This is a genomic window from Allorhodopirellula heiligendammensis, from assembly GCF_007860105.1.
GTDB classification, from domain to species: domain Bacteria; phylum Planctomycetota; class Planctomycetia; order Pirellulales; family Pirellulaceae; genus Rhodopirellula; species Rhodopirellula heiligendammensis.
On the sequence record NZ_SJPU01000001.1, the window covers coordinates 1,183,753 to 1,206,978 of the forward strand.

The 23,226-nt window shown below is 55.8% G+C and carries 16 protein-coding genes; 12 read left to right on the top strand and 4 right to left on the bottom strand.

Annotated elements, in window-relative coordinates; all coding sequences use genetic code 11:
* Positions 1-36 precede the first annotated feature (36 nt).
* The 4 genes from Poly21_RS04515 to Poly21_RS04530 are packed head-to-tail and all read left to right on the top strand — an operon-like array spanning position 37 to position 4,686.
* Entirely contained in the window at positions 37-1,023 is a 987-nt protein-coding gene (locus Poly21_RS04515) for a metal ABC transporter solute-binding protein, Zn/Mn family (RefSeq protein WP_302117557.1), read from the top strand.
* The gene (locus Poly21_RS04520) at positions 1,020-1,826 is read left to right on the top strand and encodes a metal ABC transporter ATP-binding protein (RefSeq protein WP_146405769.1); all 807 of its coding nucleotides are present in this window, start codon (positions 1,020-1,022) and stop codon (positions 1,824-1,826) included. Before Poly21_RS04515 ends, Poly21_RS04520 begins: the two co-directional genes overlap by 4 nt.
* The gene (locus tag Poly21_RS04525) at positions 1,823-3,337 is read left to right on the top strand and encodes a metal ABC transporter permease (protein WP_302117560.1); all 1,515 of its coding nucleotides are present in this window, start codon (positions 1,823-1,825) and stop codon (positions 3,335-3,337) included. The genes Poly21_RS04520 and Poly21_RS04525 overlap by 4 nt, the downstream gene beginning before the upstream one ends.
* Positions 3,334-4,686, top strand: coding sequence for a metal ABC transporter permease (locus tag Poly21_RS04530; RefSeq protein WP_146405770.1), 1,353 nt, complete (start codon positions 3,334-3,336; stop codon positions 4,684-4,686). The genes Poly21_RS04525 and Poly21_RS04530 overlap by 4 nt, the downstream gene beginning before the upstream one ends.
* A 495-nt stretch (positions 4,687-5,181) precedes the next feature.
* On the opposite strand, the gene Poly21_RS04535 is transcribed toward Poly21_RS04530, so the two are convergent.
* A complete protein-coding gene (locus Poly21_RS04535) occupies positions 5,182-9,147 on the bottom strand; it encodes a PVC-type heme-binding CxxCH protein (protein WP_146405771.1) in 3,966 nt (1,321 codons plus the stop codon).
* A gap of 317 nt (positions 9,148-9,464) precedes the next feature.
* Between Poly21_RS04535 and Poly21_RS04540 the strand changes: the two genes are divergently transcribed.
* The 7 genes from Poly21_RS04540 (at position 9,465) to Poly21_RS04570 (ending at position 19,964) form a co-directional block, all read left to right on the top strand.
* The gene (locus Poly21_RS04540; protein ID WP_302117563.1) at positions 9,465-10,019 is read left to right on the top strand and encodes a sigma-70 family RNA polymerase sigma factor; all 555 of its coding nucleotides are present in this window, start codon (positions 9,465-9,467) and stop codon (positions 10,017-10,019) included.
* Positions 10,019-11,821 carry a LamG-like jellyroll fold domain-containing protein gene (locus Poly21_RS04545; RefSeq protein WP_146405772.1) on the top strand — a complete coding sequence of 601 codons (1,803 nt, stop codon included), beginning with the start codon at positions 10,019-10,021 and terminating at the stop codon, positions 11,819-11,821. The genes Poly21_RS04540 and Poly21_RS04545 overlap by 1 nt, the downstream gene beginning before the upstream one ends.
* A 202-nt stretch (positions 11,822-12,023) precedes the next feature.
* Positions 12,024-13,037, top strand: coding sequence for a hypothetical protein (locus Poly21_RS04550; protein WP_302117565.1), 1,014 nt, complete (start codon positions 12,024-12,026; stop codon positions 13,035-13,037).
* 32 nt (positions 13,038-13,069) lie between these two features.
* Positions 13,070-14,482, top strand: coding sequence for a sulfatase (locus Poly21_RS04555; protein ID WP_146405773.1), 1,413 nt, complete (start codon positions 13,070-13,072; stop codon positions 14,480-14,482).
* Between the two features lie 174 nt (positions 14,483-14,656).
* Complete coding sequence (locus Poly21_RS04560) at positions 14,657-16,405, top strand: sulfatase (protein WP_146405774.1); 1,749 nt, start codon at positions 14,657-14,659, stop codon at positions 16,403-16,405.
* 333 nt (positions 16,406-16,738) lie between these two features.
* Entirely contained in the window at positions 16,739-17,515 is a 777-nt protein-coding gene (locus Poly21_RS04565; RefSeq protein WP_146405775.1) for an SDR family NAD(P)-dependent oxidoreductase, read from the top strand.
* A 436-nt stretch (positions 17,516-17,951) separates the two neighbouring features.
* Positions 17,952-19,964, top strand: a complete 2,013-nt coding sequence (locus Poly21_RS04570) for a sulfatase (RefSeq protein ID WP_436967474.1) — start codon at positions 17,952-17,954, stop codon at positions 19,962-19,964.
* A gap of 99 nt (positions 19,965-20,063) precedes the next feature.
* Here the strand turns inward: Poly21_RS04570 and Poly21_RS04575 are convergent, their stop codons facing one another.
* On the bottom strand, positions 20,064-20,255 hold the full coding sequence (locus Poly21_RS04575) for a hypothetical protein (protein ID WP_146405776.1): 192 nt from the start codon (positions 20,253-20,255) through the stop codon (positions 20,064-20,066).
* Between the two features lie 208 nt (positions 20,256-20,463).
* Positions 20,464-21,618, bottom strand: coding sequence for a DUF1559 domain-containing protein (locus Poly21_RS04580; protein ID WP_146405777.1), 1,155 nt, complete (start codon positions 21,616-21,618; stop codon positions 20,464-20,466).
* 265 nt (positions 21,619-21,883) lie between these two features.
* On the opposite strand from Poly21_RS04580, the gene Poly21_RS04585 reads away from it, so the two are divergent.
* Entirely contained in the window at positions 21,884-22,162 is a 279-nt protein-coding gene (locus tag Poly21_RS04585; RefSeq protein WP_146405778.1) for a hypothetical protein, read from the top strand.
* Positions 22,163-22,182: 20 nt separating this feature from the next.
* On the opposite strand, the gene Poly21_RS04590 is transcribed toward Poly21_RS04585, so the two are convergent.
* Positions 22,183-23,223 carry a hydantoinase/oxoprolinase family protein gene (locus Poly21_RS04590; RefSeq protein ID WP_146406861.1) on the bottom strand — a complete coding sequence of 347 codons (1,041 nt, stop codon included), beginning with the start codon at positions 23,221-23,223 and terminating at the stop codon, positions 22,183-22,185.
* Between the last annotated feature and the right edge of the window lie 3 nt (positions 23,224-23,226).

The window sequence follows — 23,226 nt, forward strand, 5'->3', positions numbered from 1 at the left end:
TGCCAGATGCAGCGACCTCTTTTTATCGTCTTTTTTATGTCAATCTGGGTATTGGCGGCGACTGTATCTGGCTGCATCCACTCCAGTGACCCGGACGCGAGTTCACAGGCAAAACCTGACGCGGTCACGGTCGATCCCACTGAGCCTATCGCTGTGACGACGACGGTGGGAATGGTTGCTGAGTTGGTGCGGAGCGTTGGGGGGGACCGGGTTGAGGTCACACAGATCATGGGTGCAGGCGTGGACCCGCACCTCTATAAAGCGACCCGCGACGATGTGTTAGCGATGATGAACGCTGATGTGATCTTTTATTCGGGCTTGATGCTTGAAGGAAAGATGACCGACACTTTGGTTAAAATGGCTCGCGGCAAACCGGTCGTTGGGATCACTGAGGTTCTCGATGAGACATCCCTGCTCGAGCCAGCAGGTCTCGCGGGCCATTACGATCCCCATGTCTGGATGGACGTATTGGCCTGGTCGAAGTGCGTCGATGTGATCGCTGATCAACTCTCTGTGATCGATCCGCCCTCGGAGTCGGGCTACCGCGCCCGAGCCGAAATGCTTCGCGAGGAGCTTGCGACGCTGGACGAATACGGCAAACGGGTGATCGCGACGATCCCAGCAGACAGCCGAATTCTGGTTACCTCTCACGACGCTTTTAATTACTTCGGGCGTGCCTATGGACTCGAAGTGATGGGTGTGCAGGGGATCTCAACGGAGTCCGAAGCAGGCCTGCAGCGAATCAATGAACTGGTTGACCTTTTGGTTGAGAAGAAAGTGAAATCAGTGTTTGTCGAGAGTAGCGTGCCACGGAAAAATATTGACTCGCTCGTCGAGGGCACGAGATCCCGCGGCCACGAAATTAGCGTGGGCGATCAAGAACTTTATAGCGACGCGATGGGAAAACCGGGCACGTATGAAGGGACATATATTGGTATGCTAGATCACAATCTCACTGTCGTCGCTCGCGGTTTGGGCGGTGAAGCGCCGGAGCATGGCTTTCAAGGCAAACTCAATCAATGACCCCAGCAATCGAGGTGTCCCCGTCAGCAAGCCAAGCGGAATCAATCGCATTATCGGTTGACGACCTCACCGTGGCCTATCATCGCAAGCCCGTGATTTGGGATGTCGCGATTGATCTGCCGGCGGGCGCATTGATTGGCGTTGTGGGGCCCAATGGAGCTGGGAAAAGTACCCTGCTCAAGGCGATCATGAATCTCGTGCCCCGGGCATCGGGGCGTGTCGAGGTTTTCGGCAAGCCATACCGCGTCAATCGTCACCGGGTCGGCTACGTTCCGCAGCGCGAAAGCGTTGATTGGGACTTCCCCGTCGATGCTCTCGATGTTGTGACAATGGGCCTGTACAGCAAAATCGGTTGGTGCCTGCCGGTCCGCAAGCGACATCGCGAAGCAGGATTGGAAGCGCTCCGCCGGGTGGGAATTGCAGATCTCGCCCACCGCCAAATCAGCCAGCTTTCCGGGGGCCAGCAGCAGCGGACGTTCTTGGCGCGGGCTCTTGTGCAGGACGCGGACCTGTACCTAATGGATGAGCCCTTCGCGGCGGTCGATGCATCCACCGAGAAGGCCATCGTCGAGCTGTTGCGTGAGCTCAAGTCGCGTGGCAAAACCGTTGTGGTAATTCATCATGACCTGCAGACGGTGCCGGAGTACTTTGACTACGCGGTGCTCCTGAATATGCGTGTGGTCGCCCACGGTCCGATCGAATCAGTGTTCACTTCGGAGAACTTGCAAAAGACGTATGGCGGTCGGTTGACGCTACTCGATGAAGTCAGCGAAGCGATGCGTCGCCGGGAGCGTACGCTGTGAGTCTCGACACCGTGGAGATCTCTTCGCTCCATCACAATCTCGTCATGCAACGCATTGGCGGTGCGCGTCGCTGGTTCCTGCTCCTGATCCTGATTTCTTTTCCCTCCGTCGCATTTGCTGCATCGCCCTCAGGTTCGATTACCGACCGAAGCGTGAGTTGGCCGACCATCGATCAGTGGCAGCGGGTTCTTTTTTTACAGGACTACAATACCCGAGTCGTGCTCTTCGGAGTCGCAGTGCTGGGGGCAGCCGCAGGTTTGGTGGGCAGTTTTACGCTGCTGCGAAAGCGAGCGTTGCTGGCGGACGCCTTGGCCCACGCGAGTTTGCCAGGCATCGCATTGGCGTTCATGGTGGCCGGCGGGTTGGGCATGAATGCGAAGTCCGTGCCGGTTCTGCTTTCAGGCGCAACGGTCTCGGGATTGCTAGGCGTAGGTTTGGTGCTGCTCGTTCGCTCGCAAACCAAATTAAAGGAAGATGCCGGATTGGGGATTGCGCTGAGTGTATTCTTTGGCGCTGGGATCGCGTTGCTCGGCGTCGTTCAGCAGATGGAGACCGGCCGCGCTGCCGGATTGGAAGGCTTTATTTACGGCAAAACAGCGTCGATGAATGCCAACGATGCCCGACTGATCGCATTGGCGTCGTGCGTGGCAATCATCGGATGTCTGCTGCTGTTCAAAGAGTTCAAGTTGCTGTGCTTTGACGAGAATTTTGCCGGGTCACGGGGGATGCCTGTCTTGGCACTGGACCTGAGCCTGATGTCACTCGTCGTGCTCGTGACCATCGTAGGCTTGCAAGCGGTGGGATTGATCCTCGTCGTCGCCTTATTCGTCACTCCCGCTGCCGCGGCCAGATTTTGGACCGAAAGGCTATGGGTTGTCGCGTGGCTCTCCGCGTTTCTCGGCTCCCTTGGCGGCTTGGTCGGTGGCGCTGCGAGCGCTTTAATGCCGCGACTTCCCTCGGGCGCTATGATTGTCTTAGCGTCAACGGCGTTGTTCACTTTCAGTATGTTCTTCGGATCGGCGCGCGGTGTACTGATTCGCTGGCTGAGGCGTGCCCATGTCAATCGGCGGATTCGCAGGCAGCATTTGCTCCGTGGTCTCTACGAGATACTCGAGTTGGAGGATCCGCACACCACCCCGCACAATCATCCCGCTGTGCCAATCGAGCAGCTGTTGGAGATACGCAGTTGGTCGCGAACTCAATTACAACGAACACTGGCTTCGGCAGAGCGGGAACAGTTGGTCAATCGACAGGCCGATTCCATCCGTCTCACGCGGGCTGGTTATGTCCAGGCAGCACGATTGACGCGGGACCATCGATTGTGGGAACTCTACTTGATTACCCACGCCGATACCGCTCCCAGCCGTGTGGACCGCGACGCCGATCGCATCGAGCATGTGTTGGAGCCCGAACTTATCGACGAACTCGAACACCTCCTCCAGCAACAACCTGTCCGCATTCCGGTGCCAGCGAATCCGCATGGAGTGATTCCCAGTGGTGAACAATCATGACCTGGAACTGGCAGCTGGATGGATGGATCGTACTCGCCGGGGTGTTATGCGCTGTCGCCTCCGCTCTCGTGGGGAATTTTTTAGTACTCCGCCGACTGAGTATGTTAGGTGACGCGGTCTCACACGCGGTTCTGCCTGGTTTGGCAGTCGCCTTTTTTATCAGCAACAGCCGTAGCAGTGTACCGATGTTTGTCGGGGCGGTAGTCGTTGGCGTCTTGACGGCTTTGTTCACCGAGTGGATCCGCGGTGTGGGCAAGGTCGATGAGAGCGCATCGATGGGCGTGGTCTTCACGTCCCTGTTCGCAGCTGGGTTGATCATGATTGTGCAAGCCGCTGACAAGGTCGATCTGGACGCTGGATGTGTGCTCTACGGGGCGATCGAACTTACTCCGCTCGATACGGTAACCACATTCGGTTTTACCCTGCCACGCGCCGTGCTGGTGTTGGGTGTCGTGACTTTGGTGAACTTGGTGTTCGTGCTCGTGTTTTTCAAGGAGCTCAAGTTAACTGCCTTTGATCCGTCCCTGGCGACATCAATGGGCTTTTCGGCGGGATTCATGCACTATGCATTGATGGTGCTGGTTGCAGTAACCGCCGTGGCCAGTTTTGAGAGCGTAGGGAACGTTCTGGTGGTGGCAATGTTTATCGTGCCACCGGCAACGGCCTACCTCCTGACCGATCGACTGGGTTTGATGATCGTGCTTTCGACGGTCATTGCTGCAATGGGCGCTGTCAGCGGACATGTCGCGGCCGTGATCGTACCGACTTGGTTTGGCTTCCAAAGCACCACGACAGCAGGGATGATGGCTGTGATGGTGGGCGTGTTTTTCATGGTTGCTATCTTCTTCGCACCTCGCCATGGCATGGTGGTTAAGCTCGCAAGGCGTCAGATTCTGTCACTAAGTATTTTGGCGGACGATATTGTGGCGTTTCTCTATCGCCACCGCGAACGCTTGCATGAGAGCCGTAAAACGCCCGGGGCGGAGTATTCGATACGCAGGGAAATGATTGCCGAGGAGCTCCTTGCCTCCCGTTCTGCCGTAGCCATCGCGATGTCTCGACTCTACCGCCAAGGACATCTTCGCTGGGCTGATGGCGGGTGCGAACTCACTGAAGCGGGAACGCAGCGGGCCCGAGACATCGTTCGCTCGCACAGGCTATGGGAGCAATACCTGGTCAATGAAGCTGACATGGACGCCACAAAGATTCATGACAAAGCCGAGCAATTCGAGCATTTCACTGACCGCCCGATGCAGCAGAATCTCGACACCCAGACGCGACATCCGGAGATCGATCCTCATGGGCGGACCATTCCCCGTCCTGAACATGACCCACGGCAGGAAAGCTGAACTCTTTTCGTTAGATCAGAGCGAACGGATCTCGCAGCTCGATCATGACGCCGCACCCGACGCCGAGTTGGACATTCTGAACAACACTGGCGATGGCGGCCGCAACCTTTTATGGCGAGGTAGACAGACCGACCCAGACCCATTGTATTTCTGCCGAAGACGCTTGCCCAGTGACGCTGGTCGTGAACGACATCAGCGTTAAGGTTGCTCAACCTGGCAGGTACCATTCGTCTGTTTCGAACCGGTAGTGCATCGTGGCGAAAAAGGAGGCAGCACTCGCAGGACGCGGTACTATGGTGATCACGGATGCGGATGCGGATGCGTCTTGGACGCTCACATTTTCAGAGATGTTACGGCTCATCCGATGTCGCCTCCAAAACGACGACGCTGAGCCGAGGTGAATACCATCGACTCAGCGTATCCGCACAAATTTCAAGACCAGGGGCAGTTTGAGATCGGAGAGAAGGTTCGATCCATGCTCACCCCCCCAAACCATTATGGGTTCGCTTGCTTTTTCAGCCGATTGAGTTTCGGACGGCCACCCTCGTTGACTTCCATGATAAAGCGAGCGAGATCGAGAAACTGGTCACGGTTTTCTAACGTCGCCGCCAAGCCAATGGGCATTGTCGAGACATCCGATTTAATCACCTCTTCGACATCATCCATCGGAATCACGCATGGTTTGCCTTGGTCAGCGGCGATGCTGAGTGTCAGGCTGTCCTCAGATTCTTCGACCAGGAACCCAGACAGGACCGCGCCATCGACGGTGATCACGTTGACGGTCTGATAGCCTGATAGAATTTTTGCAGACGGCTTCAGAATCGACTCGATCAGATGCTCATCCGTGGAGTCCTTGCGCGAAACCGTCAATTCTGGGCCGAGTTGATAGCCGACGCCAACATCGTGGCAGGTGGCACATCCGGTCTGCTCCCAGTAGAAGAGTTTGGCGCCCCGAACGGCATCACCACGCTGGCGAGCGTCGCGCACCAGATCACCGATGGGCTCAGCGATTAAAGCATTTTCAAGCTCCGTATTGGCAACGCTTTCCTCGCTCATCTCCGGGCGACTTCCCTCGGGAAACGGATGCATCTCGAGGAGTTCTTCAGGGCGATAGAATCTTTGACGGTCCGTCGTCGCCGCGCGAATGCGTTTTACGTCGTCGGCGGAAACTTCGTCGGCGTCATTGCCCCAACTGGTTCGAACGTAGGTCAGCACGCTGGCGATTTCTTCGTCGTTGAACATGTTCCCAATCGCGGTCATCGGCGGTACGCCCATATCCGGTTCGAAAACCTTTCCACGAACGCGAATTTCGCCCCAAATACCATGCAGCGTCAGCTTGATTAACCGATCGGGATCACCGTTGACCCACTCGCTACCAGCCAGGGGCGGGTAGACTCGCGCGACGCCTTCTCCATTCTCACGATGGCAGGCATAGCACGAGCCTTCTTCGAAGAACACCTGCTGGCCGAGGCTATACTTTTTCGCGAATCTCTTGTTTTTGAACTTATCGGTTTTGGTCCGGTAGTCCTTCGGTTTCATTGCTCCTTCGAGTTTGCCCGCCAGCAATTCGCCGTACTCAACCTGAAGGGTATCCGGGTCGACGAACCCTGCTTCGATCGCAGCCTCCACATCTGGTTTGAGCAGCATCATGGCGCTGTTGAGCGAGTTGCGAATCCAACGATCGGTTTTGTAGGAGGCCACCGTCAGCAGCACCTCTGCGCCAGTCTTCCCGCCGAGCCATGAACCTGCAGAAAGTGCTTCCAGTCGCACGCGCGGATGCTGGTCCGTCGCCGCGGTCGTCAGGTAGACACTGGGATCGTCGAGTAGATGCAGACAGTGACGGATAACTCGAACTGCAGCCGCACGGACGCGATGATCTTTGGCCTGCAAGCACTTTTCGAGCAGGTCCGTTGATGGGGCTTGCTGTCCCCAGGTCGCCCACAGGGCTTCCAAGACCAAACGTTCATCGTCTGCGTTCTCGCTGGCAAATTGAGCCGCAGCGTCGAGCACACTTTGCTTCGGACGGCCACGTAACTCCATGTGCGATCGCGTACGAGCGTTCACTTCGGGCAACTTCATATTCTCGAACAATTGCGAGATCTCGGCACCTGCCACAGTCGGCGGCTCGACCAGTGGCCGGTCGGAGTGCGTGATGCGGTAAATCCGTCCGTACTCGGAATTACGAAGGGGGTCCCGAGCACTGTGCTGCATGTGACCGATCAGCGTGTTGTGCCAGTCGATGAAGTAAAGGCTACCGTCGGGAGCGACTTGCAGGTCACAGGGGCGGAAATTGCCGTCGGATGACTGGATCAGGTCCTGCCGGAACTTCCCTTTGATCTCAGCACCATCTTCAATCGTCTTGCATTCCTTGATGCCGAGAAATCCGATGGTGTTCGCATACAGATAGTCACCTTGGACTTCATCGGGAAAGTGACTGCTATACAGGAACTCTGCACCCGAGGTGGGGCGTGTGTGATGTTCGTAATTGAACTTCGAAACCTTCGCAATTTCCTTCGAATGCGGAATCTTGACGGAGTAACCTAACAACCAATATTGATCTCCGCCCGAGGCATCGTTGACAAAGGTCTGGCCATACTCATCGTGGGCAACGCCCCACGGATTGTTGACGTCAATCTGCATCACCCGTTCGACCTTCCACGAGCTGGGGTCAAACCGCCATACGCCTCCGTCGGTCATGCGTTGGGGCCCCCACGGCGTTTCAACTTGCGAGTGAAGGAAGCGGCCCTCACACATATAGATGCCGCTGCCATGGTCGGTATCGAATGCGGAAATGGCATGGTGGGTGTCGTGTGAATCGAAACCATCGAGCAAGTACTCCATCTTGTCTGCGTGGTCGTCGCCATCGGTGTCTTTGAGCAGCACCAGAAATGGTTCTTGAGACAAATAGACGCCCTCGGGGGCCAGCTCAAATCCAATGGGCATATGCAACCCATCGGCAAACACGGTTTCCTTGTCCGCCCGGCCATCGCCATCGGTATCCTCATAGATTAGGAGCATATCATTGGGCTTCGAGTCACCCGGCTTGTAGTGCGGGTAACTTGGCAGTGTCGACACCCACAACCGCCCTTGATTGTCGAACTCCATTTGGGCTGGGTTGCCGAGATTCGGGAACTCTTGTTCTGAGGCGAACAGCGAGACTTCATACCCATCGGGCAGCGTGAATTTTTTCAGCGCCTCGGATTCTTCTTTGAGGTAATCGGGGGTGCCATTCTTCGCACTGGGCTGAAAGTTGGTTTCCACCGATGAGAGCGGTCGAGTCATCGCGTCATCGACCTCAAGTGTTGACGACTTCCCTTGAGCGATGGCCCAAATGTTTTCATCCCGCAACACGGTCATTTGCCGAATCTTCTCGATCTCTTCGGGATAATTGAAGTTGCCGTAGGGTGCCCAGCGGCGTCCGTAGGCGTGAACACCGTTGAGCATCCGATAATCATTCCGCCAGAACCACGCCTTGTCTTGAACAGCTTGATACAGCAGGGGGTTGGTATCCGCATCACTGGGGGAAGCCCCAAAGAGTTTCTCCATCAGAATCGGAGCGAGCTTTTTGTAGCCTTCCTCGGACAGGTGCACGCCGTTGATGGTCAGCGGCTCATCTGAATTCTCGAACCACTCCAGCGTTGGGGTGAACAGATCGACGAAGCCCACGCTTTTCTCTTCAGCAACCGTCCGAACGGCGTCCGCGTAGGCTCGCAAGACTGAGTTTCGCTCGTCGGCATCGGGCAGATTGAATTGGGGGAGCTGTTGCATCGCAATGGGCGTAGCGAGCACCAGACGCGGGGGCTTACCCGCCGTGCGTTCGTAGGATCGAGACAAAGTGTGATCGACGAAAGCACGCAGTTCATCTTGGAAGTTCTCTACGCCGTCGAGCCCGTCAAACGATTCATTGAAACCGAAAAATCCAACGATCGTGTCCGCTTTGACAATTGTTAGCCATTCGTCTGGTTTGGGGTAGTGTCCCTCTCCGAAGTGCCCTTGGATCTCCGGCCGAAACTTTTCGGCTCCCGGGAACGCCCAAGGGTCGGGTCTACCGGCCTCTGGACGGAATGCCGGCGTGTGCCCCGGGAAGCCCATGTTGCGAAAGGTCAGCTGCTTGTCAGCAAATTCTTCGTAGAGTGCTGTTTCGAACTCGTTGAACAGCTCCATACGGGCTGCCAGCGTATTGCCCAGAAACACGATCGATTCACCGTCGCGGGGCTGCAGTGGCATGGTCGTCGTAGGCGCTTCTCCCGCGACAGGGACCGGCTGCACATACTTCGGTCGCACCCGCTTGGTCTGTTGCAATTCTGCGTCCGTGACCGTTGTGATGACGTCAGGAGCGGTCTGTTTTGAGCTACTTCCGTCGTCCGCTTGGGCAGAGCAAAGAGGTCCGGTCAAGCAGCTGGCCAAACAGGACAAACCGACAAAACTCTTCAGTTGGCTGAGTGGAGAATGTGTTTTCATAAATAATGTTAGAACTTGGTTGGCGAGCGGACGCTCGCCCCACGTCATGATTGGTGGGGAGGGAACGTGTGGGAGATGGTTGAGGATTAGGCGTTATTCTAGTTGATCTTAGCGAAATATTCGACTCGATATGCCCAAACCCAGCGATTTCGACTGCCTCGCGGTGTCACACGGGCTCCGTCACTACGCTGTAACCGCCACGAAAGTTGACCGGTTATGCGGCAGCAATACAAGTCGCAACGAACTCATCAATTCCATCAAAAAAGTGTGTGAGATTTGACCCAGGGCGGCAGAAGAAAGATGCGAGGACGGATTTAGTGGACTCTGAGTGTATTTCTGACGCAATTCGGCGGGTGGTCGGCGGTGAACGTGACCAGTTCCGGGTGCTCGTGCGCGAGTACGGGTTGATGATCCGCAGCTATCTCGGAAGCCACCTTCATCGCGTCGATGAGATCGACGACCTCGCGCAGGACGTCTTTTTGACCGCATTTCGCCAGCTAGAGCAGTTCGATCATCGCACAGATTTCGGTGCGTGGTTACGAGGCATCGCGCGTAATCGTTTACTCATGCACTTTCGCTCGACCAGTCGACGGCATGCTCGCGAAGCTAGGTTTCGCGAAGAGGTGAGCGGCATCGTCGAACGAGATCTGGAAGCTCACTTTGCAAACCAATCGGACCACGCCATCGAGGCGCTCCTCCGCTGCGTCAATACGCTGCCTGATCGCATGCGACGCGTTGTCCGCGCTGGACTCGATGGCGTGAAGACCGTTGTCCTTGCCAGTGAGCTGCAGACGTCAACCGGTGCCATCTACAATCTGCAATACCGTGCAAACGCGTTGTTGCGAGAATGTGTTCGCAGGGAGACTGAGTGATGGATCCTGATTTGCAACAACTCCTCCAGCGATGGCTTTCGGACGATTGGGACTCCATTTCAGACGTCCAGCAATCAATCTCCCCGATGGTGCGGAGACTGCGTGAGGACGACTCCTTTCGTGAGTCGTTTGTAGAGGAGTTGGCCCTCCTAGGACAATTGCGAGCGGTCCAGTCGAGCGAGCCCCGCTGGCTGCAACTCGAGGATCTGCTCGGTGTGAAGGCCGAACCTGGGACGGAGGGTGATTTTGAAACACTGCTCATGCAGCGAATCGATGCCGCTCCATTGGAACCGAAATCTCACCGTTTTCGATGGATGCCGGCGGTCCTGGCCGCCACCGTGCTGCTAGCATCTGCACTGGTGATTGGAGCGTGGCAGATTGGTCTGAACGGCATCGGACCTAAGGCGGTCGCCCGTCAAAGTCGGGAGACCGCGGGGGACAGCGGCGCTGCAGCGATCCACTCGCAGGTGAAGTCACCGACCGATGGCATCGCGGTCCTCAGCCAGATGGTGGACGCCAGATGGGATGGACCGCACCGTCCGGATGTTGGCGATTCGCTCGGTACCGGTCGGTTATTGTTGTCTTCGGGAACTGTGCAAATTGAGTTTTTTGCCGGCGTTCGTCTGCTGGTCCGAGCGCCAGCTGATTTTGAGTTGATGGCTGCTGACGAAGTCTGGCTCCGGGCAGGGGTGGCCAGTTGTTTCGTCACTGAGATGGGGCGTGGTTTCAAAATCACCACGTCTAACCTGGAGGTGATCGATCTGGGGACTGCCTTCAGCATCCAGGCTGGCGGGGGACAGGAAAGCGAGGTTCACGTCCTCGATGGTGCTGTGGAGATCAAGTCGGGCGGAAACACTGCCGTGGAGCTCACCGAGCGTAAGGCCGTGCGGGCCACTACCGTTGGACTCGAAGCCGTTACGTATTCACCCGACCGGTTTCCCCAGACAGCAGACCTCCGTGACCAGCTACTGCGTCAAGCCACCCATGCATACCAGCGTTGGCAGAGACAGTCCGAGGAAATGGATGCTGATCCGGATGTGCTACTCCACTACACATTTGAGGAAGCCGATCCGAGCGCCTTGGAACTTACCAACCGAGTTGTTCGAAAGAGCGCAGCGACCGATGGCGTCGTGATTGGCTGTAAGTGGGCGGAGGGTCGCTGGCCCATGAAGCACGCGCTGCTCTATCGAAACGTGAACGATCGCGTTCTCTTTCAAGTACCTGGTCGTTTCGACGAAGTCACGTTCATGGCGTGGGTCCGCCTGGACGGCTTGACGCAACAGAATACATCTCTGTTAATGACAGAGAATCCAGCCCGCCGCCTACGATTTGCGCCGATTGAGGATAAATCCATCGCTGACGCCATGCAGCGGCTGCAGACATCGGCGGTCAAAACAGTGCGTTGGGAGCTGACTCGCCAGCAATCGAATGTCACGCTCAGCATTGGCCATGGATTGCAAAACCGTGCCGACTACGAAACGGTTCGTGCTGACAGCGTAAGCACGCGACCAGACCGGTGGGGGCATTGGGCATGCATGGCTGTTACATGCGATGTTGCCAAGCAGGAGATTGTGCATTATCTCGACGGCGCGCCGATCGGTCGGGGAAAGCTAAAAAGTAGCGAGCCGTTGTTATTGGACTTCATGGAGCTGGGCAATTTTGGTGCGTCCATGGAAGAGATCACCAAATCGAATGGTAATTCCATCCGACGATTCTATGGCGCCGTCGATGAGCTCGTCATTGCTCGACGAGCAATGACCGCTGCGGAAATCAAAGAGTTTTGGCTCCATGGTAAGCCCTAGGTGCCACGGAGGTGAAATTCCCATCGGGCTAACGTCGGCTGACGCCGCGAAACGATGGACATCGCGTCCTGTCCAGTGCGACTATGCTATTGAAGTCATGCCGCAAACCAATTGGCCGAAAATCCAACCCTCTATCTTGATTGTCGAACGAGTCATACCTAGCAATCGAGTGAAATTAACGACCCCCACCCCGAGATCACCTTTGGATAGTCATCGAGAATCGATTTTGAACTTGCCTCCGTCCTTTCGACGCACGATCCCAAAGCGACCGCGATCGATATTGATCTTCGCCTTGTTGATGTTCAGTACGCCCGCGTTAGTCGCCGCAGATTTGTTGACCATCGATAACGGTTCTGTGAAGATTGGCATCGATCGGGAAAAGGGTGGCGCGATCACCTGGTTGTCTTCCGATCGCTATCCGCAAAACATTGTCAACATCGCTGATCCCGGTCGTCTGATCCAACAATCGTATTACGCTGGTAAACGACTCGACCGAACGTCCGAGGGGCAGAGCAGTGCATGGAGCCCGTGGTCATGGAATCCAATCCAAGGCGGTGGTGTCGGCAGCGGTGGCCGAACGGGAACATGGGCGCGTGTGACCCAATTCGAAGAGAGTGACAACGTCCTGTTCTCGGAGACCATTCCGAAACTATGGGATATGGCCGACGAGGAGGCTGATGCTGTCATGCGACAATGGACTGCATTTGAACCCGAGATGACTGGCGTCGTGTGCGTACAGTGCGAGCTGCGTACGAAACGGCATGAAGATGATGCATGGGGCGAAGCGAGAATGAGCCCCCAGGAAATCCCGGCGTGCTACTTCACGAGAAACTTCGACGCGGTGAAAAGCTATCTCGGCGACGGGCGATGGATGGCCGAGCATCAGGCCCCCGGTCCGCCGTGGGGCAAAGCAAACCCACCCCGTAAAGCGATGGCGATGTTCGAGCGATCCGGCCAGGGAGTCGCAGTCTTTTCTCCTACCTCTCGGGAGAGCTGGAATTTCGGTCCTCACGGATCCGGCCTGAGCAGCGACCCCAGCGAGGGTCCTTGCATGCACGTCGCCCCCATCGATCGCGTCCGACTGGGTCGGCAGTCAACCTTTCGGTATCGTTATTGGCTTATCGTTGGTGATGAAGCCCAGATTGCATCGCGTTTGGATTCACTGTGGACGAAATACGCCGCGGAACAGTCCCACCTCAACGAACATTCAAATTAATTTGCTTCTCCACTCATAGAATAGTTTTCCTGATGAACCGGATTTTCACACTCTTCATCTACGCCTGCCTGGCGTCTGCCTCTGCCCATGCTGCGGAGCGGCCTAACGTATTGTTGATCTCAATTGACGATCTTAATGACTGGGTGGGCTGCCTCGGTGGTCATCCTCAGGCCGAGACCCCAAACATCGACCGTCTCGCTGACATGGGCACGCTTTTCTCCAATGCACATTGCCAGTCGCCTGTCTGCAATCCATCGCGAGCCAGCATGATGACGGGGCGTTACCCTCATACGACCGGGATCTACTTTCTGGCTCCCGACTTGAAACAGGCGCCGGTTCTCGACGGTGTCAAAACACTGCCTGAGGCCTTTGCTGGCGCTGGTTACAAGACCATGGCGACCGGAAAAATATTTCACACTGGCGACAAGCGATTCTTTCAAGAGTATCAACCATCGGGCGGATTCGGTCCCACACCAAAAGAGAAAATCTCCCAACCGCACGGGCATCCCCTGTGGGATTGGGGCGTCTATCCAGAAGACGACAACCTGATGCCCGATATGAAGGCCGCCAAGTGGGCCGCCATGCAGTTGAAATCAATACACGACAAGCCGTTTTTCATGGGGGTGGGGTTCTATCGACCGCACGTCCCCATGTACGCGCCGCAAAAGTGGTTCGACATGCATCCAATTGAAAAGGTCAAACTGCCGCTGGTTCGCGAGGACGATCGCGATGACCTCAGCCAATACGCCATCGACTTGACCAATCTCATGCATGTTTCGCCGACACATCAATGGGTGACTGAGGCGAACGAGTGGGAGCATGCGGTGCAATCTTATCTCGCCTCAGTATCTTTTGCCGATCACTGCTTGGGGATTGTTTTGGATGCGCTCGAATCGAGTGAGTACGCAGAGAACACAATTGTCGTACTCTTTTCCGACCACGGTTTTCATCTCGGTGAGAAACAACGGTGGGCGAAACGCTCGCTCTGGGAAGATGGCACGCGCGTTCCTGTCATCGTATCCGCCCCAGGATTCGAAAAGGATCAACGAACCAATCAGCCTGTCGAGCTATTGGATGTCTTTCCAACTCTGCTCGAATTGGCGGATTTGCCCGCCGACGCCGACCAGGAAGGGCAGAGTCTTGTTCCGCTGATGCGTGACCCCGCAGCTGACTGGAATCATCCTGCGATTACTAGCTTTGGGCGTGGCAACTTCGCGGTCAGGTCTGAGCGATATCGCTTCATTCAGTACCTTGATGGCTCGCAAGAACTCTACGACTTGGCGAACGATCCACACGAATGGACTAATCTTGCATCCGAGGCTGACTACCAGCAGATCGTTGCCGAACTCGCCGCATCGATTCCAGAAAAGCAGCATGCTGTGTTACCGGGAAACTCGACAGGTCACCAAGCCTATGGTGCCGCAAACGCGAGGATTTCTAAGTAGCGTCCCTGGAGTACTACCAAGCTTTTGAGCGTGGACGCTGCCTTCCTAGCGACGGCGGCGGAAACAGCAGATCGCCCCATGTGTATGGCGGCCGCCTGCAAAGAAATGACGCCCGCGTTTGCGGGCCGTGGACGCGCAGAATTTGAAACCCGTATACCTTGCACTAACAGAAATATGAAATTACGAATCCCAGCACCTGTATTCATGCTCGTCCTAGCATCGGTCGCCTCTGCGGCAATCGGTGCTGACGATGTGCGAAAGCCCAATCTGATCGTGATCCTCGCCGACGACCTTGGCATCGTGGACGTCAACGAGTACGCGAAAAGGTTTACTGGCGCGGATCCCACGCAAATGTATTACGAGACCCCGAACTTGGACCGACTCACGCGAGAAGGTTTGGCGTTTTCCCAGGCCTACGCCTGTCACCTCTGCTCGCCGGCCAGAGCGAGTTTACTGACCGGTAAGTACGCCGCTCGCACAGGATTCACGACCGCCGTCGGCGGTAATGTCCGGACCTTCTACAACCAAGCGATTGATCCACCCAAAGGCTATGCGGCTCAGGACGCTATCGTTTGGCAAGATAAAATTGAGATCCAGCAAGCTCTGCTGAACGGCACGACGCGCGACGCGTTGGCATCCGGCCAACCGTCCGATAACGGGCAGGATGAAATCACGATCGCTGAAGCGATGACCGAGCACGACTCGGCGTTCATTGGCAAATGGCACCTGGGAGGGCATGGATCCAAGGGATGGCAACCTGCAGATCAAGGTTTTGAAGAGATCTCCTATCTTGATGAGGGCGGATCGCCTTATTTCAACTGGCGCGGTATTTGGGACAGCGGGCAGAAACTGCATCCGCGAACACCTCAAGCCAAACTGCTACGGGGAAAGTCAGGCGGCAACTTGGGTCAGGAGTACCTAACCGATGAATTGACTGAGCACGCGATCGACTATCTGCAGGGTCGGGCAGATTCGCAGTCCGCCGGTGGCAAACCGTTCTTCCTGCATTTTTGTCATTTCGCCGTGCACACTCCGTTCCAGGGACGTGATGGTGATGTCGCCCATTTTGAGAAGAAGGCCACACGAGGTTGGAATGGGCATGACAACCCGGTCTATGCGGCGATGATCAAACGCCTCGATGTATCGGTCGGTCGAATCCTCGATACGCTCGAAGCCACTGGGCTCGATAAACACACCATTTTAGTTTTTATGAGTGATAATGGTGGGGTGACTTATACGGACCCGATTGCAACCAACAATGCACCGTTCAAGGGAGGCAAAGCTTTGCATTTCGAAGGTGGGATTCGAGTGCCCCTCGTGATTCGCTGGAAGGGCCATGTTGACGGCGGCCGTTGGAGCAACGTCCCCGTGGACTGCACCGACCTCTTTCCCACGGTACTAGAACTGGCAGGGTATGAAATTGAGGAGCACACGAAGCCTGGTGGAATTGACGGGCGCAGTCTCACGCCTCTGCTCGATGACCCAGCCAACACCAAGGGCGAATACACTCGGGACACCTTCTATCAGCACTACCCTCTTAACGTGATCGTCGAAAATCCGGAGGACGGATTCCCTTCAGCTCCCTCCTCCGCCGTCCGCAGTGGCGATTGGAAGTTGATCTTTGATTGGTCAGGCGCGTTACGACTCTACAACATCGCCGACGATCCGTTCGAGCAGAATGAACTCTCCGCAGCGATGCCGGATAAGGCCCGAGAGTTGTTTGTTCAGTTGAATGACTGGATTGATGCGCATGTTGATGTCAAATACACCCCCGCCATCAATCCCGATTATGAACCGGCGAAAGAGTCGCGAGAGCGTCCGTTCGTTGATCTTCGCCGCAAGTACCTGGGGACAGACCGAGCGATTCGTAGCGTCGAAGCGGACCCTCGGTTTTCGATACTTCACAATGAGAGTCAGCCTTAATCGAGACGGCCTCCGCAGTAAAAAAGTCAGCGGCGCAATCATCTTCAGCGCGCCGTCGGAGTAGTCCAGCCGAACAAAGAGGTGGACTAATGCTGAAGTCCGAGTCTGTCGTTGGAGTCCCTCTCCAACGCGATGCCGTGATCGCGACTTGACCGGATGCCTGGACCAACAACCACGACCATCCTGCCAAGGTGGCACGAAAGCGAATTTCAGCGAATGCGAGTATGAACGAAGACAGCCGAGGAGGTGTAGAGTAGCCGAACGTGTTGCTCGTTCCACTTTTCCGGAGCGAAGCAAGTAACTTTTCTTGAATGAAGAACGGAAGGTCCTGAGATGGAAAGAGAAAAGGACGCAGGAACGGTCGTCGTGCTAGGCGCCGCTCGCGGGATTGGGCGAGCGGTCACGGATGCGTTTCTCGATTCGGGTTGCTCAGTTGTCGCAGCCGATGTCGATAACAGCGTGTCACGGATGTCGCGAGCTGGCGTGTCCAACAGAGTTGTTGATGTGACGTGCTTAGAGCAAGTCGACGAGCTTGCCCGCGAATGTGTTGACGTATCCCATGTGGTCTTCACCGTGGGTGTTGGAAGTGGACATCGCGGATTCCCGTTTTGGAATGTACCTCCGGCCGAGTGGCGACGCGTCTTGGACGTCAATCTGATCGGAGCGGTGAATGTGGCCCACACTTTTGGCCCGCGACTTGCCGAACGTGGAAGCGGTAGCATATTGTTCTTTGCTTCGGTTGCGGGACAAATCGGCTCGCAAACGGATCCACCTTACAGCGCCTCGAAGGCAGCCTTGATCAATTTCACTCAGTGCGCCGCAAAGGACCTGGCTCCCTTCGGTGTGCGTGTCAATGCAATCGCCCCCGGAATGGTAAAGACAGATCTCAATCAGTCCGTCTGGGAAGCGAGCGTTCGTGGCATGTCTGCCGACCAGCAGCCGACCTACGAAGAGTGGGCCGCCGAGAAGATTCGAAGAGTTTCTCCCTTGGGACGTTGGCAAGAGCTCGATGAGATCGCAGCGATGACAGTATTTCTCGCATCGGATGCCGCTCGTAACATTACCGGACAAACGATCAACATCGATGGCGGCCAGGTTATGCACTCATAGTAAGAATGACGTCGACGGGTCAGTCAGGGAGCAACCGTGGGTGTCCAAGCGTTGATCAAGGGGGCGGCATTTTCATGGCTGGCTGGAGCTATCCAAAATTAACCCGGATGAGCCAAAAATTTGGTAGTGGCCACCAAGTTTTTGTGTGAGTTCTCCATATCCGCGGCATATATCGTGTGATTGGCCATGCTGTTCAGGTCCCATCACGACGCTCTCATCCGCCCTGGCCGTAATTAAACTATAAACGTGGCTGACGCCTCTGATTGTACGTCATCTAGAAAGACCGTAGGCAAACATTCCCGCCGTCAAGTGTCGCTCACTTTGGTCTCGCCAACGCGACAATATCTCGTTTGGTTAGTTGCGTTAAAATCCGTCGGACGTTGAGTGACCTCCGATTTGGCACTCACAAATCACCTTTGAAAGAACGATAGAATCCGTGAATACTCTCAATTCATCCGCGTACCATCTCGCCATCGCTCGCTGCAAGCGTGCCATGATGCTTGGCGCTGCGATCGTCGTGGGGCTCCTCTCGCGGTCTGTTTTAGCTGAGGCTCCTCCGAATGTCGTGTTCATTCTTGCCGATGATCTTGGTTGGAGCGACACCACGCTATTCGACACGACGGATCTCTATCGGACGCCCAATATTGAGCGACTGGCCGAGCGAGGCATGACGTTCACACGGGCTTATTCGGCTAGCCCGCTGTGCTCACCCACGCGGGCGAGTATCCTGACGGGCTTGAGCCCGGCGCGGCATGGAATCACTTCGCCCAATTGCCATTTACCGACAGTCACGCTAACAGCAAAGGCGACTGAGAGTGCGCCACCCAATCAAAAGGCTACCATTCCCACGTCGGTGTCGCGACTTAATGTCAACTATTACACGCTCGCCGAGATGCTTCGCGATCATGGGTATGCAACGGGACATTTCGGGAAATGGCACCTCGGTGCCGAACCCTACTCGCCGCTCGAGCACGGCTTTGATGTGGACGTCCCGCATCACCCTGGTCCAGGCCCTGCCGGCAGCTACGTAGCGCCGTGGAAATTTAAAGATTTCGATCACGACCCGGATATCCCGGACGAGCACCTCGAAGACCGGATGGCGGAGGAAGCGGTGACGTTCATGGAAACGCATCAAGACAAACCTTTCTTCCTCAACTATTGGATGTTCAGCGTTCACGCTCCGTTCGATGCCAAAGCAGCATTGGTGGATAAGTACCGGAATCGAATTAACCAGGATGACCCCCAGCGCAGCCCAACCTACGCCGCGATGATTGAGAGCATGGATGATGCCGTCGGGACGCTACTCGATACTCTTGACCGCTTGAATCTGGCCGAAAATACGATCATCATTTTCGCCTCCGACAATGGTGGCAACATGTACAACGAAGTCGATGGGACCACACCCACGAGTAACACGCCGCTGCGTGGTGGAAAAGCCACGATGTATGAGGGCGGCGTTCGCGGACCAGCAGTCGTCGCCTATCCCGGCCATGTCGAGCCCGGCAGTCGCAGCGATGAGATTATCCAGAGCTGTGACTTCTACCCAACGTTACTGGATCTACTTCAGATCCAAGCACAGCCCAGTCAGGAGTTCGATGGCATCAGCATCGTGCCGGCGCTTCAAGGCCAGTCGCTCACCCGCGAAGCGATATTTACATACTTCCCGCATGCACCACGCGTGCCGGACTGGTTACCGCCTGCTGTCAGTGTGATTGCGGGTGACTGGAAACTGATCCGGACGTTTTACGGTGGCGATGCCGGGACGCACCAATATCAGCTATTCAACCTTGAGACCGACATCGGCGAGCAACATGACCTTGCTGAACAGTTTCCAGACCGAGTTCAGGATCTCGATCGCCTGATTGAAGAGTTCCTCAGCGACACCCACGCAGTGGTGCCATTGCCAAACCCACGGTTCGACGTGAGTCAGTATCATCCCGAGCTGATCGGCAAAGGGAATCACAAAAGTTCGGGCAATCAGAAACGCACGCAGAATCGCGTTCCTGCCAAGCCGGTTGCCGGTTGGCTCCCCGGCGGCACCTGCGAGCTATCGCATGAGGCCGACTCACTGGTCGTAAAAAGCAGCGGCGGTGATCCTCACCTTAGCTACAAACTTCCTAACGCGCTCCCTGGCGAAAAGCTCACCGTGAGCTTCACGATGACTTCCACTGCGGCCGGTCCTGGTCAGGTGTTTTGGCAAGAGCAAGGAGTTGCACCAGCGTTCTTTCGAGAACGCAGTAAGACATTTGACGTACGACACGACAGTCAACCACATCAATATCGCGTCGTTCTGACAGTCCACCATCCAGTTCTTGCAATCCGCATCGACCCTGCGACCGCCGCCGGGCGAATCACCCTGTCCAATGTCGCGGTGACGACTGAAGGCACGGAAATATCACTATTCCCGCCTCGGAATGAGGACGCTGGTGTTGAGCATAGGAAGCAGTGAGGACAATTCTCATTCCGAGCAGTTCGGCAACGCATCATTTCGGTGACCCGCAATTGACGATGAGGACACCACTGAATCGAAACGGAGCGTAGGTACTCGCTAGTTGTACTGAGCTTGCTCTTTCAGTTGTGCAGCTTCCTCCTCTGCACGCGTTTCGTGCTCCTGCATTTGCTCTTCAATCGTCTTGACTTCTTTTGGCTCGTTGACGGCGTTTTCACCAGATCCTGAGCATCCTGCCGTAAATGTGCAAAGACTCGCCACGATCATGGTTTTGATAAGTTTCAGATCCATGGAATGATCAACTCACTTTATGTTACACGGGAGAGACACTGCTGCGGGAAGGCGTTGACGCTAATGCCGGTGCGTCCCCAGTCATGCAGTGAACATATTGTTGTCGCCCAAGGTGGGCTGAGTGAGATCGCCCATTGCCAGAGAAAACCGGTTGGACGACCATTGAATTGAGTTTTGCAAGCACTGCGATCTGCATGCGGAAGGCAGTCTAGTTCAACGCGTCAGTTGTTTCACGCCCACTCATGCTGCCTGCAGATCCCCAAACTCCATACGGGCTCGCGCTGCCGGGGGCAGGACCGCCGGTGACTCCCACAGGTCGCGAAGCGAGATTTCCCGTATCAATGCTTTCGGTGACAAAGGTGACCGAACCGTCAAGCTTCAACACGTGACAGCCGCCTTGATGGCGGCTTGCTGCACTGAAGTTTCCACCCTGCGAACCTGGATTGTCCCCACGGTTACAGCTCGGTGAATTCGGTGGGAATACGGTCGTGACGCCCGAAAAGAGAGGGTCGCCGCAAACCCAACTGTTCCCACGGGTCCGCCCTGAATCGGCATCAGCGCAAAGCGGCACTCCAACTGCATAAAATTGTGGTCGATCCACCGCCACGGTGGCAATTTTGCAATTTTGCAATGGATTGTCACGGGTATCGGTGCCCGATGATGAGACGATGTCGCCGACAACCTCTCGGCTCCCGTTGGAAAGCACTAATTCCGCCATCGCAATGGTGTTGCTCGTGCCGTCGAGACAGTCGCGTAGACGCGTGAATTTCTCGTCGATGAACGCACCTCGCTGTTGGTCCGGATTGTTCTGATTGACGTTGTTGCAGTTCCAAAAACTATCGCCGTAGCAGAATCCGTAGTTATTCTTTCCCTGGGGAGTCGGGGACGCCGGCAATGTATCACTAGGACATAGCAAGGTCGCAATCTGGGTATTAAACGGAACGTACTGATCGAACCAATGGGGAGGCCCCATCGGTGGATACTGATCGTTGGTATTGGGGTCGAGCCATGGGTTGGAGATCTGCTGCCACACGGCCTGTTGTTCCATAAAGGGCAGCATGCCTGGAAACGCGCTCTGACGCCCCTTATTGGTCACACCTCCACCGGTTGTGCCTCCCCCTTGCTTGGGCAACCTGTTGTAGGCGGAATGATAATTCAGTAACGCTAGACCGAGTTGCTTGACATTGTTGCCACAACTCATTCGCCGAGCGGCTTCGCGGGCGGCTTGAACGGCAGGCAACAGCAGCCCCACGAGCACACCAATGATCGCGATGACAACCAGTAATTCTACTAATGTGAAGCCGCCCCTCGTAACAGTTTGGTGGGGAACATTACCGGCGGTATCACGTTGAGATAATGACATCGTGGGCACCTACAACTTAAAGATCACTAAGATAGAACGAATCCGCCCCTCGGTCGAGGAACGGCCTCTGTACTCGCACAAGGGTACCCGTGACGGCATACTCGGGCAAGTCAGTTCGAGGGCGAAGAGAGAGAGGGCCTCGTCTCAGAAAATCAAATCTGTTGGCTCAAGACAATTGGCACGCGATTCGCGTCAGTTCACCATGAGCTCGACACTATTAGCTTGAAACTCATTCGCACAACTTCACACGCTTTGGAGCGACACGATGGCAACGACAACGACGAATCACCAAGCGATTCAAAATTGGATTGAAGAACGTGGAGGGGTGCCCGCTACAGTGGAATCGACCGCGGCAACGCCTGATGGAGTCGGTGTGCTTCGGGTCGACTTCCCGTACGGCGGTCGAAATGACAGCTTGTCCACAATCTCGTGGGAGGATTTTTTCGCAAAATTCGATGAGGCCGAACTCGCGTTTCTGCACGAGGATGAAACTGCCGAGGGCGAGAAAAGTCGATTTTGTAAATTTGTCAGCCGGGAAAGCTGAACCAGCTGCCCAGCAATAACTCAGCTAGCTGGGTATTTACCGCGATGCAGAACGGCGACCGCCCACGCAGGGGCTGATCTCGATACGCCGGCAGGCAACTCCCTTCTTAGATCGATTACTCGAATACCTTCGGGAGCAAGCAGCAAATCCTGACCATGTCCGCTGAGGATGAATACCGGAGGCTGCCCCGTTTCGTCGCGAAGACGCCGTGCCCAACGACTTACGGCGGCGTTGATCTGTTTAGATGCAGCGTCGATGACCTGGGCGGCCACGTCGTCCAACGCCTCGCAGCTGATCTGGTCTGCGTCCAGCCCGATCATTCGAGCTAACCTTGCACGGGCGTGAGGTCGATCTCGAGGCTGCGAATCGGCTGTCGCCAAATCACCAGCTTCCTCTGCTTGCGTGCCCGTCCATATCCTGGCATCGTCAATGGTCGCGAATAACTCGTTCATCACCGGGACGGGCTGGCGATTGACGATCAGCTCAGAAACGAGTGCACAGACAGGGGTGCGTCGACAGCCAACATATACCAGTGATTGATCAGCGAGTCGCTCGAAATCAGTACGTGAGTCTGTAAGTACTTGTCCGTTGCAAATCGCGATCACATCGGTCGTCGTCGACCCAATGTCGATCAGGAGCGCATTTGTCGCAATTCGAGTGCCCACGCAACTTGCGAGGGCGTGCCAGTTCGAAGCAGCAACATACTCCCAGTTTACTCGAGCACTCAAATCGTCCCGAAAGCGTCCATCGGTTCCATAGAACTCAGCCGACTCGATCGTACTGGTTGGAAGACTCTGCATCACCTGATCGACGATGTAGTTCACACCCGCGTGACGACTTAAAAAGCAGTCGGCAAGCTCCCCCGTCATCGTAACGGCGAGGCGTCGCACCCCCTGGAAGTGCCTGATATCGGCGGAGAGTTGAGCGGCGAGCTCGTGGGACCTCTCCCACATTGCGAAAGTTCGATCTAAGCAGCGTCCGTCGGCGGTGGCGTACTTTAAGTTAGCGCCGCCAATGTCCACTCCGAGGATCCCGGCCACCGGCTCAAATGTCTCCGTCATCGT

What these genes read in the sequence shown, in the direction of transcription:
- Poly21_RS04515 (WP_302117557.1), top strand. Translation starts at nt 37, where the DNA reads ATGTCAATCTGGGTATTGGCGGCGACTGTATCTGGCTGCATCCACTCC.
- Poly21_RS04520 (WP_146405769.1), top strand. Translation starts at nt 1,020, where the DNA reads ATGACCCCAGCAATCGAGGTGTCCCCGTCAGCAAGCCAAGCGGAATCA.
- Poly21_RS04530 (WP_146405770.1), top strand. Translation starts at nt 3,334, where the DNA reads ATGACCTGGAACTGGCAGCTGGATGGATGGATCGTACTCGCCGGGGTG.
- Poly21_RS04535 (WP_146405771.1), bottom strand. Translation starts at nt 9,147, where the DNA reads ATGAAAACACATTCTCCACTCAGCCAACTGAAGAGTTTTGTCGGTTTG.
- Poly21_RS04545 (WP_146405772.1), top strand. Translation starts at nt 10,019, where the DNA reads ATGGATCCTGATTTGCAACAACTCCTCCAGCGATGGCTTTCGGACGAT.
- Poly21_RS04555 (WP_146405773.1), top strand. Translation starts at nt 13,070, where the DNA reads ATGAACCGGATTTTCACACTCTTCATCTACGCCTGCCTGGCGTCTGCC.
- Poly21_RS04560 (WP_146405774.1), top strand. Translation starts at nt 14,657, where the DNA reads ATGAAATTACGAATCCCAGCACCTGTATTCATGCTCGTCCTAGCATCG.
- Poly21_RS04565 (WP_146405775.1), top strand. Translation starts at nt 16,739, where the DNA reads ATGGAAAGAGAAAAGGACGCAGGAACGGTCGTCGTGCTAGGCGCCGCT.
- Poly21_RS04575 (WP_146405776.1), bottom strand. Translation starts at nt 20,255, where the DNA reads ATGGATCTGAAACTTATCAAAACCATGATCGTGGCGAGTCTTTGCACA.
- Poly21_RS04580 (WP_146405777.1), bottom strand. Translation starts at nt 21,618, where the DNA reads ATGTCATTATCTCAACGTGATACCGCCGGTAATGTTCCCCACCAAACT.
- Poly21_RS04585 (WP_146405778.1), top strand. Translation starts at nt 21,884, where the DNA reads ATGGCAACGACAACGACGAATCACCAAGCGATTCAAAATTGGATTGAA.
- Poly21_RS04590 (WP_146406861.1), bottom strand. Translation starts at nt 23,223, where the DNA reads ATGACGGAGACATTTGAGCCGGTGGCCGGGATCCTCGGAGTGGACATT.